Below are 17,272 nucleotides of genomic sequence, written 5' to 3'. Positions count from 1 at the left end.
GTTTCAAAATAAAAAAACCGCTAACTATTTAGCGGTTTTTTTCGATCTTATAAATCTGATTTAGCCCGTTTTAAGGCATTTTGCCATTTAGCTAAATGGGCTTCACGTTCATCGGACTGCATTTTGGGTTCAAAGGCACGTTCCAGTTGCCAGGACTGGGCAATTTCATTAAGGCTGGAAAATACGCCGGATTTTAAGCCTGCCATGGCTGCGGCACCCCAAGCTGTGGATTCCAGCATCTTCGGACGCAAGACAGGAACATTGAGCAGGTCAGCCTGAAACTGCATTAGCATATCATTACAACTGGCACCGCCATCGACCCGTAACTCTTTTAAAGGATGGGCAATATCGGACTGCATGGCCGTCAGTACATCGGAGACCTGAAAAGCAATGGACTCCAGTGCAGCTCGGGCAATATGGGCTTTATTGGTCCCACGTGACATACCACAAAGCAGGGCACGCGCTTCACTATCCCAATGAGGTGCACCCAGTCCGGTAAAAGCAGGAACTAAGACCACGCCGTCAGTATCTTCAACTTTACAGGCCAGCTTCTCAATATCACTGCTTTTCTGAATGATGCCGAGCCCATCACGTAACCATTGCACCACAGCACCGGCCATAAAAACGCTGCCTTCCAGGGCATAGCTGGTCTGTTCCTGTGCTTGCCAGGCGAGGGTAGAAAGCAATTTATTCTGACTCAGCTGGATGTCATGGCCGGTATTAAATAACATAAAACAGCCGGTGCCATAGGTGTTTTTTGCCATACCGGGTTCGAAACAGGACTGACCAAACAGGGCAGATTGCTGATCTCCCAGAATACCGGTAATGGGAATCGTAGCCCCTAATAAACCCGGTGCCGTATCTGCAATATGACAATCAGAACTGATGATTCGTGGTAGGACTGAGGCTGGAATATGAAACAGGTCGAGTAATTCCTCATCCCAGTGTTGAGTCTGCAGATTCATCAACATGGTACGGGAAGCATTACTCGTTTCAATAATATGCTCAGCCCCTTGAGTCAGGTTCCAGATCAGCCAGCTATCAATGGTGCCAAAAGCGACATGACCTTGCTCTGCAAGTTCACGTAAGCCATCCACATGTTCTAATAACCAGACCAGTTTCCCGGCACTGAAATAAGGATCAATCCGTAATCCGGTTTTTTGTTGTACCTGATCCATCTGGCCTTGCTGAATCAGCTGATTACACCAGTCTGTTGCACGACGATCCTGCCAGATAATCGCTGGTGCAAGAGGCCTACCATTACGGCGATCCCATACCACAGTCGTTTCACGCTGATTGGTCAGGCCAATGGCTTTAATATCTTTGGCCAGAATCCGGGCAGTGGCTAAGGCCTGTTGTACCACTGCAATCTGCGAGCTCCAGATTTCCTGTGCATCCTGCTCAACCCAGCCGGAATGTGGGGTCTGGATATGAGTTTCGCGTTGAGCTGTTGCCTGAATCTGTCCGTGTTCATTAAAGATAATTGCACGGCTAGATGTCGTTCCCTGATCGAGTGCCAATAAATAGCTCATAATTTTTTTAAATGCTGACTTGAATTATGAAATATTAGCGCAATTATCTAATTAGGCGCATTCAAAAGTGTATTTGTGTAGAAAATGCATCGTATTTTTTGCCAGTTATGCTATGATGAGCTTGTACTTTGGGGATGTTCTTGGCTTCGACGCCGATGATGAAACTCATAGATGCATGCCGAGAGCGCATTTTCTCTCGTAAATCAAATTTGCATTTTAATAGTCGCAAACGACGAAACTTACGCTCTAGCAGCCTAAGGGCTGCTTGTCCGCATCTCTGAATACTTGTGGTTAGAGATCCCGACTGAAGCGAACGCACACAAGTCCGTATAGAGTCAAGCCTCGGGGCTTTATACCAAATCTAGAGGATCGCACCTTGAACCCTGTTCGTCGGGTCTCTTGGTGTTAAAATAATAGACGATATCTAAGCATGTAGTATTCTCGAGCGTAGTGTTGGCGGACGCGGGTTCAACTCCCGCCATCTCCACCAAATACCTTTCAAAACATGGCGGAACATGCCAAGTTTTAGAACTAAAAGGCTTGATTCTAAAGGAATTAAGCCTTTTTTTATGCCTAAACATAATTGAGCTTAACCGAGTATATGAGTTTGTATCATGTATCACATCGTGTATCATTGATAAATAATTGAAACCACTGTGATACACAATGAAGCGTTCGGATATTAAAAAGCGCCCTTTATCAGATACCGTATTGGAAAATCTAAAACCTGAAGATAAGGATTATCGGGAGTTAGATGGCAATGGGCTGTATTTCTTTGTACAGAAGAATGGAAACAAGTCTTGGCAATTAAGATATAAAAAGCCTGATGGGAAGTGGTCTTGGGTTGGCTTAGGTGGTTATCCTGCGATTAAAGGCAAGCTTGCTCGAAAGAAAGCTCAAGAATTATTGAATGACATCGGCAACGGCGAAAATCCTATTGTGAGCAAACAAGAGCGAAAGATAAAAGAGCTTGAAACCAATAATGCTACTTTTGAAGCTTTAGCTCGTGAGTGGCTTGATACCAAGCAGACGCAATGGGTAGCCGATACCATGACACGTAACAAAGGTGCATTAGAAAAGCATATCTTCCCAATGTTCGGTAAACGCTTATTTGTTTCTATCCGACCCATTGAATGGATGGAGCATCTAAAGCGCATTCAGCTTGAACAAAAGATTTATGAGCAAGTTAAGCGTATGTGTGCAATGTGTCGTGATATTTATGACTATGCAAAGGTTACAGGGCGCATTGATTACAATCCATTAGAAGGAATGCAGAAATACCTTATTCAAGGTAAAAAAGAAAATATGGCTCATGTGTCGGAAAATGAATTGCCAGCACTTCTTCGAGCAATAAATAATTATCCTACGTTAGATAGTCGAATTGGATTGCAATTGCTTACCTTGTTATTTACTAGACCAAGTGAATTGCGTGAAGCGAAGTGGGAAGAATTTGATTTAGAAAACGCGCTTTGGACTATTCCTGACTTTCGTATGAAGAAGCGCCGTGAACATACTATTCCATTATCAAAGCAAGCCGTTAAATTGCTTCTAGAACTTAAAAGCATTCATCCAGAGTCAGATTACCTATTTCCGAGTAGATCAAATAAAAATAAGCCTAAATCGGATACGGTCTTTATTATGGCTTTGCGCCGTCTTGGGTATGAGGGACGTCAGACACCACACGGATTTAGACATATTGCCAGTACGATCTTAAACAATAAAGGCTTTGATGAGCGCCATATTGAATCTGCACTTGCTCACGTCAAAGATGGCGTAGCAGGCGTATATAACAAAGCACAATATTTAGAAGATCGTGCACGTTTGATGCAATGGTATGCCGACTATCTTGAAGAGTTGGCGGATATAAAAGTGATTCAGTTTAGCAAGAAAGTAGGTTAAAAAAGTGTTAGTAAACTTTTTGGATGCAATAACGGAAATAGGTAAAGCTACAAAGCAAACTTCAAATGAATTCACTATCCTGCACTATATTAGCAATGGATATTTAGATGTTTTAATTAAGCTTAATTCAAAGTATAAAAATCAATTTTTGCAAGTCAGTCAGTTAGGTGACGATGATGAATATTTTGTATTAGGAATTGAGTACGATGATCAAAAGATTTACAAAGTAGACACTGATTCAATTAATCTCAATGAACTTCTGAATTGTTTTCAGAATATAAAAGGAAAAATTCAGGTCACATCAGTGAAAAGCTATCCAAAGGAAACTTTTGAATATGTATTACTAGATGAACCTTATAATGATGATTTTTCAGGAAATCCGATTGAATTAGCTGAAGTCTTGAATAGTACTAATTTGGGATTAGATCTTAGTGTTTTAGAATTACTCTTTGATTTACAGCAAATTAAAAATATTCCTTCACCACTAAGAAAACCTAACATTAAAGGAATCGTAAGCCATACTAAAAAAGCAAGAACGATTAAAGATATTGGTTTGTGGATTGCACGTAAGGAAATTAAGAAAAATCCTTCTATAACCAAGAAAGAATTAGGAATGAATATACAAATTCACTTAACTAAGAAGTTGGGAAAAATACAAAAGAATAAATCTCAATTAGGAATCAAAGGTCATATTACTATTCCAAACGAAGACACAATTAGAAAATGGAAAGAGTTAGATAAACTTTTTTCTAAAGTAAAATAATACGTGGCATTGCGTGGGAACTTCCCACGCAACTAAATTTCCTTGATTAAAAAAATATTTCAGAATTCTCACATCAAGTAAGGTGAGAGTTAACAAATGAATCCCCTCCAAATCTCCTATTCGAAAGCATGTCAAATGTTAGATATATCGAGAGATACATTGCGACTACTTGCTCGTAGAGATCCTTTATTTCCCAAGCCGATCAAATACGGCGAATCGAGACAAGCTCCAGTTTTCTTTAGCTATGACGAATTAGTGGCATGGCACAATAAAAGAAAGGGGCAAGTATGATTGGTCAAATGACATGGTTCACAAGATCACAAGCTTCAGAGTATTTAGCCGAAAAGTTGCCTTTTAAAACTGAGAAACAGTGGTATTCATTTTTGGCAAATAATCGGACTTCAAAAGAAGTTTACAAACTTCGATTTGAGCTAAGAAATATCAAAGTTGCTTATACCCAATTAACACTTGATGCCTTCATTCGGGCGTCAACTACTCATACAAAACACTAAGTCCTTAAGGAGATCATCATGGACATGGAAAAAAACGTAGCTACCAAAGTTGCTTTGACTGTACTTGAAAAAGTTAAAGCATCGGATCATTGGCAAGATCTTAATTTGGAAATTAATTGGGAGGAGTTAGAGCACTTAATTCCTGAGCCGAACTTTGATGAATTAATGACGGGATCTCTTAAAGATAGTGAGTCATTTAATCGTCTGTTAGATAAGTTAAACGAGGATGTGGATGCGGAAATTAAAAGGCTTGAGAGTTCTTTAATTGATTAATTAAGGAATATTGATGGCGAAACGGTTCAATGGATTGAACCGTTTTTTTTATCCAAAAAATAGGTTGTGCATTATGTTGAATTTAAAAGTTGGTGATGACTATCAAGCTTTGATGAATCGGTTGTATCAAATTGATGAAGAGAAACTTACCGCTACGGATTTTTATACCAAGTTAAATGAAATTCGGTTTGAGCTGAATTTATTAAAAGCAAGGTCTGACCGATGTGAAGAGTCGTGTCGGGAGAGTGGATTTAGTTTTCATGTGGGGGAGGTGGTGTCATTCGATACATGGAGAGCATTAGAGCAACGATATGCAGAAAATGCTAAACATGCTGATGAGTTAGAAACAAAGATCTATTCCAATATTAATAGCTACGATTTTAAAGCCATGAATATTAAAATCAGAGCGAGAGTGGATTTTTTAGATCTTTATTTTGAAATTACAAAACCATGTACTCGACACGATATTAAAAAGTTTTTAACTGAGAAAACAGGGATTAGACATTACATTACAGAAAGCTTGAATGGCTATGTGATTCGTTTGCACGACATGAATTCGCTTAAGCTGTTAAATGAACGTCTGAGATGTTTAGATCATTTTGGGTTACTTCATCACAGTATGAAAATTGTAGAGTTAGAGGTCGCTTTAGACTTCTACGGATACAAGCATCTAGGGCTTGCTACGGCGCTTTTAAAGTCCTTGAGACTTCCTAGTACTACAAATAATTTAAGGGTCTTTAAAACGCAAACAGGCGTATTTATCCCTATTCCTGTTAATCCAATTGCGCTCCATAGAAAGTTAAAAGATGGTTTTAATATCGGAATCAATCATAGATTAGCTGATGAGTATTGGCATATATACCAAAAGCAGACGGATCAAAATTGTACGCCGTTGAAAGAGAGTGAATGGCGAATTCGTGCGGAGAAGAATATTAAAGAGTCCATACTGAAACGCTTGAATAACTCATTTTCAAACATCAGACAATTGTTGTTGGATAGCTTTAAAGGGCTTCGATTTACACATCTAAAAGCAGAAGCATCGAGTCACCAAGTGTGTGTCTATATGAACAAAATTGATGCCTATGGGATGGAGAAAGAACCATATTTGGATTCACATCGGAATTTGAGAACGTTGACTCCTGATATAGAAATGAATGCCGAACTGAATAGATTGGTGGTGAATGCAGTTTGTAATTTGGCTAAAAACTTTAGGCATTACTCGTAAAATTGCTGTAGTTGATTTATAGCTACAAAAACGCCGTAGCCTTTAATAGTAAGGTTCACGGCGTTTTATATGAAATGAGTCTGCCTAATAACTTATATATACTTTATTGGGATATTAGACACTGACTACTTAACAATTGCTTAACCTAAACTTACCCTAAAGTGGAATCAAAAAGAGCGAAGTCTTAGAAAAACATTAAAGTATCGTGTATATACCATTTAAAAAAATTGGTGCAAAAATAGTTCTCTTATACTTCATGTTCAGTTTCTTGATCTTTAGTCTCATCTTTATAGATGTCAACTCCTAGTAGTTGAAAATAAAAATGATATGGAATTGGTAGTCGATAATGTCTACAAGCAGTCAAAATAATAGGAAAGTGATCACATTTCACCGCTGATAGTTCAAGGATGTATTTATCTAGTGAGCAATTCTCTTTGATTTGATTAAATGGAGTTTCTCTTGTCTCATTCGATATACCTGTGATTCCTAGACCGTGGGTATCGCTGTTGGAATATAAATGAGTTTCGGTGTCCGCATCAGGATGCCAAATTTGTAGGGTACATTTAGGGATAAATTCAGTCGTGATTTTTTTAATATCCAAATGCATTTCGGAATTTTTAAATACTTCGGCAAAGAAACCTAATAGCGGATAAAGGATGGAACCTTTTGTGACACTTTCTCTATACTCTTGAGAATCATCGATAGGATGCAAAACTAATTCTAAATAGTCATGTATGTTGGAAGGGTATCTTTTGTTATGTGTGAATGCTCCAAGTATGGTTCGTGTAATTCCTGATAGCCATCCTTCTAGATCTCCATCATTTTCGTTGTTCTTTAACCAGTAAAAGGCTGTTAATCCTATATCAATAGCTTGATCATCTTTATACGGATGGAAAAGCAATGGATTATTCATGATCAACTTTTTAAGAGCTTCGCTGATTTCTCCATGAGTTCTAGATGCATCTTCAATAATATTTTGATCGGCTGAGTTGCGATACATTCTATCAAAAGCCCAATCGACCCATATACCAAAGAGAGAAATCCTTCCGATGACATCAAATAATCGTAGATTGATATCAACATCACAGTTTCCATGTACCGCATTGGAAATAGCATGTAGAGATGAAAAATGAGGTAAAAGTCTCTGATAATAAGAATCTGAAATAGATAGATAGAGTAGAGTTAAGGATTTAAAAATATTCTTTATTTTTCTAGCATCAGCAGTATTTTTAGATGCGAATGATTTTACAACTTGCCAACTATGTAAAATTAATCTTTCTGCTGACAGGTAAGAACTTTCAATATTATTTTCAGATAAACACCATGAATTGAGTATGCCTAGTGCTAGATAACTTTGACGTAGAGTAGTTAATTGATTTTTAATGGATTGACTTTGTAAGTCTTGGAATAACTTTTGGATTAATCTCGAAAAATGTTGAAAACTTATTTCAGGTTGATCAACCATAGCTAATGATTTTCGCAATAAAGACTTTAAATCATCTTGTAAAAATAATTGTTCATTAATAAGGTATTTTTCTAGATACCCAGAAATACGGTCACCATTCCAAACAGCAAACTTAATCTGATCTGTTTCTTTGGCTTGGGTATATTGACTTAAATTTATTTCAATTTCTTGCTTTAAGTCTCCTCCAAAAGTAAGACAGATGATAATTGGAAGATCTTTATACTCACTTGGTAAATGAGTAGGGATATAAACATCTAAAATTTCATCTAGAGACGGTCTTAAATCTTGGGCATTTCCACTATTCCAATCTTGTCGTCCTAAATTTCCCGCTTTGATAGAAAATAAGTAGATGGCTTCAGGCTCATTATTAATTGAACCTACAGCCGAAATATCAACTCCAAATTGACGGTTGCCAATACTAGGCTCGGATAGAATAGTAAGCCCCATTTGAGATAGAAGAGTTGGTAACAGAGCATCAAGCTCATTTCGTTCTTTAAGGCTAGCTAGATATTCTTTAATAATTAATTTCACTTGCTAGCCCCTTCTAATTTGAATTTGATTAATGCGTAATGTAATGAGGTAGAATCTAAAATTTCCATTGAAGGAAAATCTATACTATGGCTAAAAGAATGTAATGGCATAGTCTGTCGTTGGCTTCCTTCTCCAGTTTGGATAATGAAAGCAGTATTCTTTCCATATAAAAGAGTATTCTCGGTAAACAAAGATCCAAATAAAGAATTTTTTCTAGATTCTGCATATGCTTTATTCATCATTTGTTGTTGGTGTCTTCGGTATGTAAAGTCCTCTGTTTGCCCAACTCTTAACTCTTTAATGTTGTTACTAGCTCTAAGAGCATCATGATAATCTTCTAATTTTTTTAATAAATTTTCGATAATTTCAAGTTTATCTTGCTCTAATCCGTCCTTATGTTTATTCAGGAATTCAGTAACTTTTCGAGGGTAGCTAATCATTAAAGGATTGAAAATAATTTCTTGTATATCTTCGGCTTGCTCTATAGGACAAGATTTGTATACAGAATGAATCAAAGAGATGGCTACAGTTGGATTCATAAAATACCAGCCACATGCTTTTTTGGCTAAAAATAGATGAGCTGTAGAGGATGCTTCAGTAAGTTGTGCCATATCAAAAGCTAATTCAACTTCATTGCTATCTATAAGATCAGATGCATACCTATTTAATGGAATCGATTTAGAAAGGAACCAGCGTGTTATTAAAGAGGATAATTTATCTAAATTGTCATAAAGATAGCTTCTCAATGAAGGGAATTGTGAAATATCTATTTTAAAATCAGATCGAATAAAAAGACTTTCTAGCAATTGGATAATTTTTGTTTCTGATTCTTCGTAGAGATAAGGGATTGCTAAGTCGAGATAATGAATAGTTCCATTTGCAGAAGAATCAATATATGGAATCATCTCCAAAAGTAGAGTTTTTATCTCAGTTGGCAAAGCTTTATGATCACAAAAGAGTTGAGTCATACAAGTATGGATTGAACTCACTTCATAAGAGTTACCCTTGATTATTGAGGTAATTTTTTGTTCAATTTCTTGATAAGAATTAAGTTGATTTTTTGAGATTTCCAAAAGCGATTTAATTATTAAAGCTTGTGTATGATGATCTTCATCTTGATGTGGGTACGAACAAATAAGTTTAATCACCTTAGTGCATAAGTGATCATTATCTTTATAATTCATTTGTCCTAGAGCTAAAATGGCATAACCAACTTTGGTAGGTAATTTCTCTTGGATGATTTCTTCTGATTGATCAATTGCAAACTCTAAATCTGCAAAGGATATAGATATAAGCGTTTTTGTTAAAAAGTTGGTCGAGTAATCATGTGACTTTAAATGATTTAAAACGTTCTTGGCAAATTCAAAGTTGGTTTCTAGAAGCTTTCCAAATGAGGATACTGGTGTACCTGCCGCCATATCATTTCCAGCTTCTTGTATCAGCTTATCTAATGTAACTAACATTTGACCAATGTTTTGTACTTCTAAATTTGGCAATGCTTCCTCCAAAAGATGACGACTACTAAAAAATCTAAAACCTTTATTATTTTTGAGATTAAAAAACTCTTTAAAAAGATCAATCTTAGAAGAGTTATGTAGATTTACAAAAGCATTAGTTACTTCAACATCCCCATAATTTTTACTAGCAAACTCATCTACGGCTTCTAAAACAGTATGGTCTTTAAGGTAATCTATGATTTCTTGTTCTAAGTTCATATATTTATAAGATGTTTAAATTTAAAGATTCTTTATTTTTAGCATAAAATAATTTGCTTATCGAATAGAAATTATTCAGTCTTATAAAACTTGATTTGTATCACAATATGTATCATATGATTTTTATTAAATTAATTTATTTATATTAATCAAAAACTTAAAATGTAAGTTCAATTGACGCCATCTTTTTATTGCCACACATTTGCCACATTTTTCATTGCAAGAGCTTTTGATTTCGACGTATTTAGGCTGTACGAGTTACGCTAAGTTTCGAAATTTCTTGCTTATTTTTATCCCCATGCAACCATTTTGTATAGCGTTTGATCAGCATTTGTAGGCCATGTCTAAGTTGATCGGCTACAAACATTGGATTGACGCCATCCATCAGCAACATCGTCGCATAAGTATGCCTTGCATTGTATGCAGGGCGGTGACGTATAGAACACGCTTTCATCGCTTCTACAAGACGCTCTCTAGGTGGTTTTTCATTAAAGAAGGGTTCCTTAGTCTTGGGACATAGCATCACATAGTCTGTTTGGTAGCCTTGATCCTTTTTAAATTGAAGCAAAGCTTTCAAAGCCAGAGTTGATCGTTCATTCAGATATACTTCTCGAGACGTATGTGTTTTTGTCACCTTTTTTTCTAAACCACGTACACGGCTTTTGTTAACTTTGAATGTGCCATTGAACCAATCGATATCACTTTCTCTAAGAGCAATCATTTCGGAAGGTCTACAGCCTGTCCAGAAGGCAAACTCAAAATACCACCGATAAAATTTGTCCTCATCATGTAAGCTTTTGTCGAGCCAAGCTAGTAAGGCTTCCATCTCCTTACGTGTGAAGGGGTCAGGTGTTTCCACCTGAACCTTACGATTCTTAATTTTATTCATAGGGTTTACAGAAATCTGATTATGCTTAACAGCCAACTCGAAAACTCCACGTAAAGGCGTGGCGCAATTATTAAATGTTTTCGCTGTTTGAAAATTACGATCGATAATGACTTCCTCAATATCTTCAGTCGTGATATTGGCTATTGGTGTTAATGCAAAATAAGGCATCCAATGACATTCTAAAATTTTGCGATAGCCATTTTTTGAATCTTTATTGGCAATCGAAAACTTTAAAAATTTTTGTGCAACATCTTGAAATAAGACTTGCTGACCATCCATTGATTCAGTTTCTGTAACATCAAGGCCTTTTGCTTGTGCTATATCATTCTCAGTTAAAATCCCCCATTTGGCTTTATTTATGAAGTCACTTCTAATTTTAGCGGCTGTACGGATACCTTCCGCAGTCGGCGGGTGTGGGAGTGTAATGTAGTAGCGCTGCTTTTTAGAGGTGAAGTTGATTTCGAGTGCATTCTCCCTAATTCTAACGCCGGTTGGTAACGTTTTTGAGTTTGTTCTGTCAACCATTGGTTATAACCTCTAAGTGAGTAGTAAATATTTCCATCTTGTTTTGTCCAAACTAAATCTTGTGGCCAATTTTTTCGCCGATGTGTCAGTTTTTGTTCTTCAATGCCTGTAAGCTTTGAGAACACTGAAGAATCTACCCAATCGATAGCTGTAAGCCCTAGTTCTAAAAGAACATCTAAAATTTCGTTTTGCATAAAATTACTTAGCCAATTGAGCTGATCTAAAAATTATTCACGGCTAGGCATAAATTTCCCTAGTCATAAATCGTCATGTGGAAAACTTAGTACATGACATTTTTTAAAAACTCGTTTCGTTTAAAACTTCAAAAAAATGGTTATTCAAAAAAATTATGAAATAAAAAAATCATATTTATGCTTACTGAATTAATGATTTAATCCCATTTGTTAGGTACAAAATTTGGTACTTAAATCCTCAATATCATGAGTTAAGTACCATATTTGGTATCTATTGAATCAGCTTAAAAAATTTAAAAATGACTTACTTTTTTTAATTTTTTAAATAAACGCCCTGAGAACGTTGGCAAGCTTTTCACCACTTTTACGATCAATAATTTGTGCAGACATTCCTAAATTTTGAGGCCCATCCACATCAGCAATTTGAGTATCACCAATGAACAGAACTTCATTGGGGTGGCATTGCAATTGATTTAAAAAGTATTGATATATCATCGAATCAGGCTTATAGGTGCCTACCTTGAAACTCCATGCATAGGCATCTAAAAGCGGAAGTATGCTTGTGCTCTTTCACCATAAGGTGTCGCTGCATTGGAGCAGATCGCCAATTTGTATCCTAGATTTTTAAGTTCAATGAGCGTTGGAATTGAATCTTCAAAAGCATGCATATGCTTTTTCTTCAAACTATTTAAAAACTATGTATTAATAAATAAGTGAAATTTTTGCTATGAAAATGGGGGACAAGTTTTCACATCTTTGTGCAAAAAATCCATTTACTGCCAAGAAAAAAGCGTTCAAGAAAGAGAAAAATGACATCTGACATACAAGAGCGTCGAAATGAGTAAGATCAAACAAAAATAGAAAAACAACCCGAAATTTTACATTTGTAATAGTCTCCTTATCTGTCCGTTAATATCAGCATGTTCTGTAATATTTACAGTTTCTAAAATGCACAAAATAAAATCACTGAATGTTATTAAAGCACAGTATTTTACCCATTTACTCTGCATGAAAAGTAAAAATATGTGCAAATTGCCCACATTTAACAATTTAACCTAAATAAATTTAAATGTTAAAAAATTGGCATAGCTCTTGCAATACAGCGCTCAAAAATTTTAATTGAATAGTAGGAGTGTTGAATATGAGCGCGCATGCAGAGTCGCCTTTAACAGAAACACCACTTTCACAACGTAAAGGCTTTTTCCCAATAGCCTTAGTGTTATTTAGTTTTACTTTTTTCACAGGAACTATGTTCGCTGGTGGAAAAATTGGGGTGGCTTTTGAGTTCACTGATATTTTGTGGATTGTAGCCATAGGCAACTTGCTATTAGGAACTTATGCCGCGACCTTGGGATTTATTTCTGCACGTAGTGGCTTAAATACAGTTCTAATGGGACGTTTCTGCTTTGGCAACTGGGGCAGTAAATTATCAGACTTTATTTTAGGTTTTGCTGAATTAGGCTGGTTTGCTTGGGGAACAGCAACTCTGGCGATTTCACTTGGAAAAATATTAGGATTTTCTGACAGTTTACTCATTCCTTTGATGGTGCTATTTGGACTCGGTTTTTCCATTACAGCAATTGTTGGCTTTAAAGGACTTGAATATCTATCCCGTGTATCGATTCCTTTAATGTTTATTTTGCTCGTTACTTCTATTGTCTTGGCGACCAAAGAAATTGGTGGATGGACTGGTTTAACTAGTGTTCAACCGACAGAAACACTCACATTGGCAACAGCCATTACCATGGTATTTGGTACCTTTGCTAGTGGTGCAACACAAATTACCAATTGGACGCGCATGTCTAAGAGCGGAAAAATCGCGATTTGGGCATGTCTAGTGAGCTTTGTAATTGGTAATGGTCTAATGGTCCTAGCAGGCGCTTGGATGGCAATCGTTTATCAACAACCCGATATTGTAGAGGTCTTAGTCTTACAAGGGTTATCTATTGCTGCAGTAGTGATGCTTTGCCTGAACTTATGGACGATCCAAGGCCCAGCAATCTATAGTGTTTCAACTGCTGCTTGCCATATGGTAAGAAGTGAACGCCGTAAAACCATGGTGCTTGTAGCTGCTGTTGCGGGGATCATTTTAGCTGCTGCTGGTATGTATGAGCTATTGATTCCGTTCTTATTACTCCTTGGCGCAATTATTCCTCCACTTGGTGGTGTGATCATGGCGGATTACTGGATTCGTCATAAAGGAAAATATCCATTATTAGCTGAAGCAAATATTCCTAATTTTAACTGGATTGGTTTAATTGCTTATTTCACAGGCGCAATTGTTGCCTATGTATCACCATGGATTGCACCTATTGTGGGTATTGTGGTGGCATGTACCACTTATAGTGTGTTGAATTATTTATTCCCATTACGTCAGGAATCATCTGTCTTAAATATAGTAGATGCAGTGGAGTAATGCGATGAATATGACCGTTCAAGATATCCTTAATCTACCTTCACTTTACCCACTAAAATTATGTGGTGGAACAGAAAATATTCATCGGCCTGTCCGCTGGTTCTATGTAGCAGAAAATGAAGGAATCGCTGAATGGATTGAGGGTGGAGAGATTGTATTTGTTACGGGAATCAACTATACCCGTGATGAAAATAATCTCTTAGGTTTACTTGAACAGGCATATGAACGAAATGTAGCTGCGCTTGTCATTATGACAGGTCAGGAATATATCCATGAAATTCCACCTAAACTTATTTCACGCGCAAATGAGCTTGGTTTACCGTTAATTGAGCAACCTTACAGTTTGAAGATGGTTGAAGTTACGCATGCGATTGGTACACAGCTAGTTCAGTTTTCTCAAGTCAAAAAATCGAGTGAAGATGTAATCTCTCAATTACTGACAGGGGATTTTCCATCGGTAGAGACAATTCAACTTCGTGCCAAACAGTTAAAAATTAACTTACTTGGACGTCATGTGATTACAGTACTGCGCTTACACAATATTCATGCCTTGTTTCATACCGATACTGATGCTGTGCATGAAAATCATTTTTTCAGAATTAAACAACAGTGTTATGAAGCCTTGGAAAAATGGTCCAAACAGTGGAAGCAGAAAATTCCAGTCATCCGTCAGGGGGATCAGTTTAGTTTGGTACTCAACCTTGATGATCATGATATCGATGCGTGGAAAAAATCACTCATAGAAGTGATCGATCAAATGAGTCAACTTGATAATAACCTTAAGGTCTTTGCAGGGTTATCAAATGAAGTGAATTCTGCAGTGGCATTTCAACGAGGATTTTGGGAAGCATCCCAAGCTCAGGAAATTGCTTTTGAAATGCAGATGAAAAATAGTATTTGCCAATATCGTGATTTGGGGGTGCTAAAACTTTTAAAAGCGATTCCGAACAAAAGCGTATTGCAGCAATTCATGCATGAAACCTTGGGTATTCTCATTAGCGATAAAAAGCATCCATTTGTACTACTCGAAACGTTAGATGCCTGGCTTAAAGAAAATGGCAACTTAAATGATACAGCCAAACGACTTGGTATCCATAGAAACACCTTAAACCAACGGATTCAAAAAATTGAATCACTGACAAATCAGGTCTTAACTGAGGCAAATTTCCGTCTAAATGCTTCAATGGCATTACTGATCTGGCACATGAGTCATTAATTATTTTAAAAGGAACCAACATGAAAATTATCAATGCAGTTTTACGTCAACAAGAAGGGCTATTTAGTATTACTTACAACAATGGCATCTTTGAAGCCATTGAAAAACAGGCTAGTCTCATTCAAACAGTTGATGTAGATACTATCGATGCACAACAACAATTAGTTATGGCTCCTTTAGTTGATCCACACATTCATTTAGATGCTGTACTCACTGCGGGTGAGCCTGAGTGGAATATGTCAGGTACACTCTTTGAAGGGATTGAACGTTGGGGGCAACGTAAAGCCACGATCACTTTTGAAGATACTAAACTACGTGCTTTAAAAACGCTAGATATGCTCATTGAGCATGGTATTCAACATGTGCGTACACATGTCGATGTCACTGATCCAAGCTTAACTGCAATGCGAGCTATGCTTGAAGTTAAAGAAGAAATCAAAGATAAAGTGAATTTGCAGATTGTAGCATTTCCACAAGAAGGTATTGAGTCATTTAAAAATGGTCGTGCTTTAATGGAGGAAGCCGTAAAGCTTGGTGCTGATGTAGTTGGTGGCATTCCACATTTTGAATATACCCGTGAAAAAGGTGTAAGTTCAGTTCATTTCTTGATGGATTTAGCTGAAAAATATAACTGTCTGGTGGATGTACACTGTGATGAGATTGATGATCCAGCATCTCGCTTTTTGGAAGTTTTGGCAGATGAAGCACATGTACGAGGTATGGGGGAACGTGTAACAGCTAGCCATACTACAGCCATGGGATCTTATGACAATGCCTATTGTTACAAGTTATTCCGCTTACTAAAACGTTCTAAAATTAACTTTATTTCGTGCCCTACAGAAAGTATTCATTTGCAAGGAAGATTTGATAGCTATCCAAAGCGCCGAGGTTTGACCCGTGTACCAGAAATTGACCGTGCAGGCATGAATATTTGTTTTGCTCAGGATTCAATTCGTGATCCTTGGTATCCAGTAGGAAACGGTAATATTATTCGTATTCTGGATGCTGGCTTACATATCTGTCATATGCTGGGTTACGAAGACTTACAACGTTGCTTGGATTTTGTTTCAGATAATTCAGCCAAGACTTTATGTTTAGGGGATCAATACGGGATTGAGGTCGGACGTCCTGCCAGTTTTATAATTATGCCGGCTAAAAATGATTATGAAGTTGTTGCTAATCAAGTAAAAGCTATTTTAAGTGTGTGTAATGGTAAAATTATTATGCAAAGACAACAAGAGCAAGTGAGCTTACTTAAAGTCGGAAATCTAGCTACGCCTGCATAACTAAGTAAAAAATTAAAAAACCGATGTTTATACATCGGTTTTTGGTGGTGTTTTAAAAAGTATGCTGACATTAAATGAAGCCATTATTGATGTAAAAGAAGGTTAAGTCGAAGGCTTTAAAATGGTTTTCAAGCTTTTTGGAGAAATTACAACTTCTTCTAAAACCACGCCTTATTCGATGCCTTATTTTGCAATTATTACCTTCAATTCCTACAGTAAATAACTTACCAATACTTTGCTTGCAGTTTTTAAAAGCAGTGATGAAACTGTCCCAATGATCACTTGCAATTCGGGTGTAGTGAATACCTAATTGTTTAAGCTTTGTCTTCAACCTTTGGACTGTAGCTAAATCTCTCTTACCCCAAACATAAGCAACAATCTCACCTGTTTCTCGATGGTAGGCGTAAATAAGCCATTGTTTATTATTTTTATTTCCAACAAAAGTCCAGAATTCATCTACTTCGAGAGATTCATAATGACTTTGTTTAGGCTGAATTTGATAGGCCGATTCAGTTAAAGTCCGTAAGACTTTACCGATACTAATGCGCTCAACTTTAGCGATATCTCGTATACCGCTGCCTCTGACCATTCACTGTAATATTTTACGAGTAATGCCAGAATTACATCCTAGATAGCTCAGAGCATGGTCACCAATAAACTGACGTTTGCAGTCTTTGCATTGGTAGTTTTGTTTCCCATCTACTTTGATGCCATTTTTCTTTATACTGTCACTGAGGCAGGTTGGACATTTGATTTCTAGAGTTATTTGCATTTCTCTATTTTATCAAAATTCAACCTGCTTTTTTTTAGCATACTTTTTGATACACCACC

The 17,272-nt window shown here is 36.8% G+C and carries 13 protein-coding genes, 1 other RNA gene and 1 pseudogene; 9 read left to right on the top strand and 6 right to left on the bottom strand.

Annotation, left to right across the window (positions count from 1 at the left end; translation table 11 throughout):
- Window positions 1-47: 47 nt before the first annotated feature.
- Window positions 48-1,532 (bottom strand): glycerol kinase GlpK, encoded by a 1,485-nt coding sequence (glpK, locus tag B3J29_RS06180; RefSeq protein WP_261634956.1) that lies wholly within the window; start codon window positions 1,530-1,532, stop codon window positions 48-50.
- Between the two features lie 130 nt (window positions 1,533-1,662).
- On the opposite strand from glpK, the gene ssrA reads away from it, so the two are divergent.
- The 6 genes from ssrA (at window position 1,663) to B3J29_RS06145 (ending at window position 6,204) form a co-directional block, all read left to right on the top strand.
- Window positions 1,663-2,022: a transfer-messenger RNA gene (ssrA, locus tag B3J29_RS06175) on the top strand.
- 176 nt (window positions 2,023-2,198) lie between these two features.
- A complete protein-coding gene (locus B3J29_RS06170) occupies window positions 2,199-3,431 on the top strand; it encodes a tyrosine-type recombinase/integrase (protein WP_261634955.1) in 1,233 nt (410 codons plus the stop codon).
- A 4-nt stretch (window positions 3,432-3,435) separates the two neighbouring features.
- Complete coding sequence (locus B3J29_RS06165; RefSeq protein ID WP_261634954.1) at window positions 3,436-4,194, top strand: hypothetical protein; 759 nt, start codon at window positions 3,436-3,438, stop codon at window positions 4,192-4,194.
- Between the two features lie 287 nt (window positions 4,195-4,481).
- Complete coding sequence (locus B3J29_RS06155) at window positions 4,482-4,706, top strand: hypothetical protein (RefSeq protein ID WP_261634952.1); 225 nt, start codon at window positions 4,482-4,484, stop codon at window positions 4,704-4,706.
- Between the two features lie 18 nt (window positions 4,707-4,724).
- A complete protein-coding gene (locus B3J29_RS06150; RefSeq protein WP_075175178.1) occupies window positions 4,725-4,979 on the top strand; it encodes a hypothetical protein in 255 nt (84 codons plus the stop codon).
- A gap of 13 nt (window positions 4,980-4,992) precedes the next feature.
- The gene (locus tag B3J29_RS06145) at window positions 4,993-6,204 is read left to right on the top strand and encodes a hypothetical protein (protein ID WP_286964609.1); all 1,212 of its coding nucleotides are present in this window, start codon (window positions 4,993-4,995) and stop codon (window positions 6,202-6,204) included.
- Window positions 6,205-6,451: 247 nt separating this feature from the next.
- On the opposite strand, the gene B3J29_RS06140 is transcribed toward B3J29_RS06145, so the two are convergent.
- The 4 genes from B3J29_RS06140 to B3J29_RS06125 form a co-directional block, all read right to left on the bottom strand.
- A complete protein-coding gene (locus tag B3J29_RS06140; protein ID WP_261634949.1) occupies window positions 6,452-8,200 on the bottom strand; it encodes a hypothetical protein in 1,749 nt (582 codons plus the stop codon).
- Window positions 8,197-9,915: a hypothetical protein gene (locus tag B3J29_RS06135; protein WP_261634948.1), complete on the bottom strand. Its 1,719-nt coding sequence runs from the start codon at window positions 9,913-9,915 to the stop codon at window positions 8,197-8,199. Before B3J29_RS06135 ends, B3J29_RS06140 begins: the two co-directional genes overlap by 4 nt.
- Before the next feature lie 244 nt (window positions 9,916-10,159).
- Window positions 10,160-11,329 (bottom strand): site-specific integrase, encoded by a 1,170-nt coding sequence (locus B3J29_RS06130; RefSeq protein ID WP_261634947.1) that lies wholly within the window; start codon window positions 11,327-11,329, stop codon window positions 10,160-10,162.
- A 515-nt stretch (window positions 11,330-11,844) separates the two neighbouring features.
- On the bottom strand, window positions 11,845-12,018 hold the full coding sequence (locus tag B3J29_RS06125) for an HAD hydrolase-like protein (RefSeq protein WP_261634946.1): 174 nt from the start codon (window positions 12,016-12,018) through the stop codon (window positions 11,845-11,847).
- Between the two features lie 646 nt (window positions 12,019-12,664).
- Here B3J29_RS06125 and codB point away from each other — a divergent pair.
- From codB to codA, 3 genes are read left to right on the top strand one after another with little or no spacing between them, the layout of a single operon-like run.
- Window positions 12,665-13,939, top strand: coding sequence for a cytosine permease (codB, locus tag B3J29_RS06120; protein ID WP_261634945.1), 1,275 nt, complete (start codon window positions 12,665-12,667; stop codon window positions 13,937-13,939).
- A 4-nt stretch (window positions 13,940-13,943) separates the two neighbouring features.
- Window positions 13,944-15,155, top strand: coding sequence for a PucR family transcriptional regulator (locus B3J29_RS06115; RefSeq protein WP_179992956.1), 1,212 nt, complete (start codon window positions 13,944-13,946; stop codon window positions 15,153-15,155).
- A 20-nt stretch (window positions 15,156-15,175) separates the two neighbouring features.
- A complete protein-coding gene (gene codA / locus B3J29_RS06110; protein WP_261634944.1) occupies window positions 15,176-16,441 on the top strand; it encodes a cytosine deaminase in 1,266 nt (421 codons plus the stop codon).
- A gap of 70 nt (window positions 16,442-16,511) precedes the next feature.
- On the opposite strand, the pseudogene B3J29_RS06105 reads toward codA, so the two are convergent.
- Window positions 16,512-17,213 (bottom strand): annotated as a pseudogene (locus tag B3J29_RS06105) (IS1 family transposase).
- Window positions 17,214-17,272 lie beyond the last annotated feature (59 nt).

It is taken from the genome of Acinetobacter sp. UBA5984, assembly GCF_002429925.1.
Taxonomy (GTDB): Bacteria; Pseudomonadota; Gammaproteobacteria; order Pseudomonadales; family Moraxellaceae; genus Acinetobacter; species Acinetobacter variabilis.
The sequence above is the reverse complement of the archived record's forward strand: the minus strand, read 5'-3'. Positions and strand labels throughout refer to the sequence as shown.

What these genes read in the sequence shown, in the direction of transcription:
- glpK (WP_261634956.1), bottom strand. Translation starts at nt 1,532, where the DNA reads ATGAGCTATTTATTGGCACTCGATCAGGGAACGACATCTAGCCGTGCA.
- B3J29_RS06170 (WP_261634955.1), top strand. Translation starts at nt 2,199, where the DNA reads ATGAAGCGTTCGGATATTAAAAAGCGCCCTTTATCAGATACCGTATTG.
- B3J29_RS06155 (WP_261634952.1), top strand. Translation starts at nt 4,482, where the DNA reads ATGATTGGTCAAATGACATGGTTCACAAGATCACAAGCTTCAGAGTAT.
- B3J29_RS06150 (WP_075175178.1), top strand. Translation starts at nt 4,725, where the DNA reads ATGGACATGGAAAAAAACGTAGCTACCAAAGTTGCTTTGACTGTACTT.
- B3J29_RS06145 (WP_286964609.1), top strand. Translation starts at nt 4,993, where the DNA reads ATGGCGAAACGGTTCAATGGATTGAACCGTTTTTTTTATCCAAAAAAT.
- B3J29_RS06135 (WP_261634948.1), bottom strand. Translation starts at nt 9,915, where the DNA reads ATGAACTTAGAACAAGAAATCATAGATTACCTTAAAGACCATACTGTT.
- B3J29_RS06130 (WP_261634947.1), bottom strand. Translation starts at nt 11,329, where the DNA reads ATGGTTGACAGAACAAACTCAAAAACGTTACCAACCGGCGTTAGAATT.
- B3J29_RS06125 (WP_261634946.1), bottom strand. Translation starts at nt 12,018, where the DNA reads ATGATATATCAATACTTTTTAAATCAATTGCAATGCCACCCCAATGAA.
- codB (WP_261634945.1), top strand. Translation starts at nt 12,665, where the DNA reads ATGAGCGCGCATGCAGAGTCGCCTTTAACAGAAACACCACTTTCACAA.
- B3J29_RS06115 (WP_179992956.1), top strand. Translation starts at nt 13,944, where the DNA reads ATGAATATGACCGTTCAAGATATCCTTAATCTACCTTCACTTTACCCA.
- codA (WP_261634944.1), top strand. Translation starts at nt 15,176, where the DNA reads ATGAAAATTATCAATGCAGTTTTACGTCAACAAGAAGGGCTATTTAGT.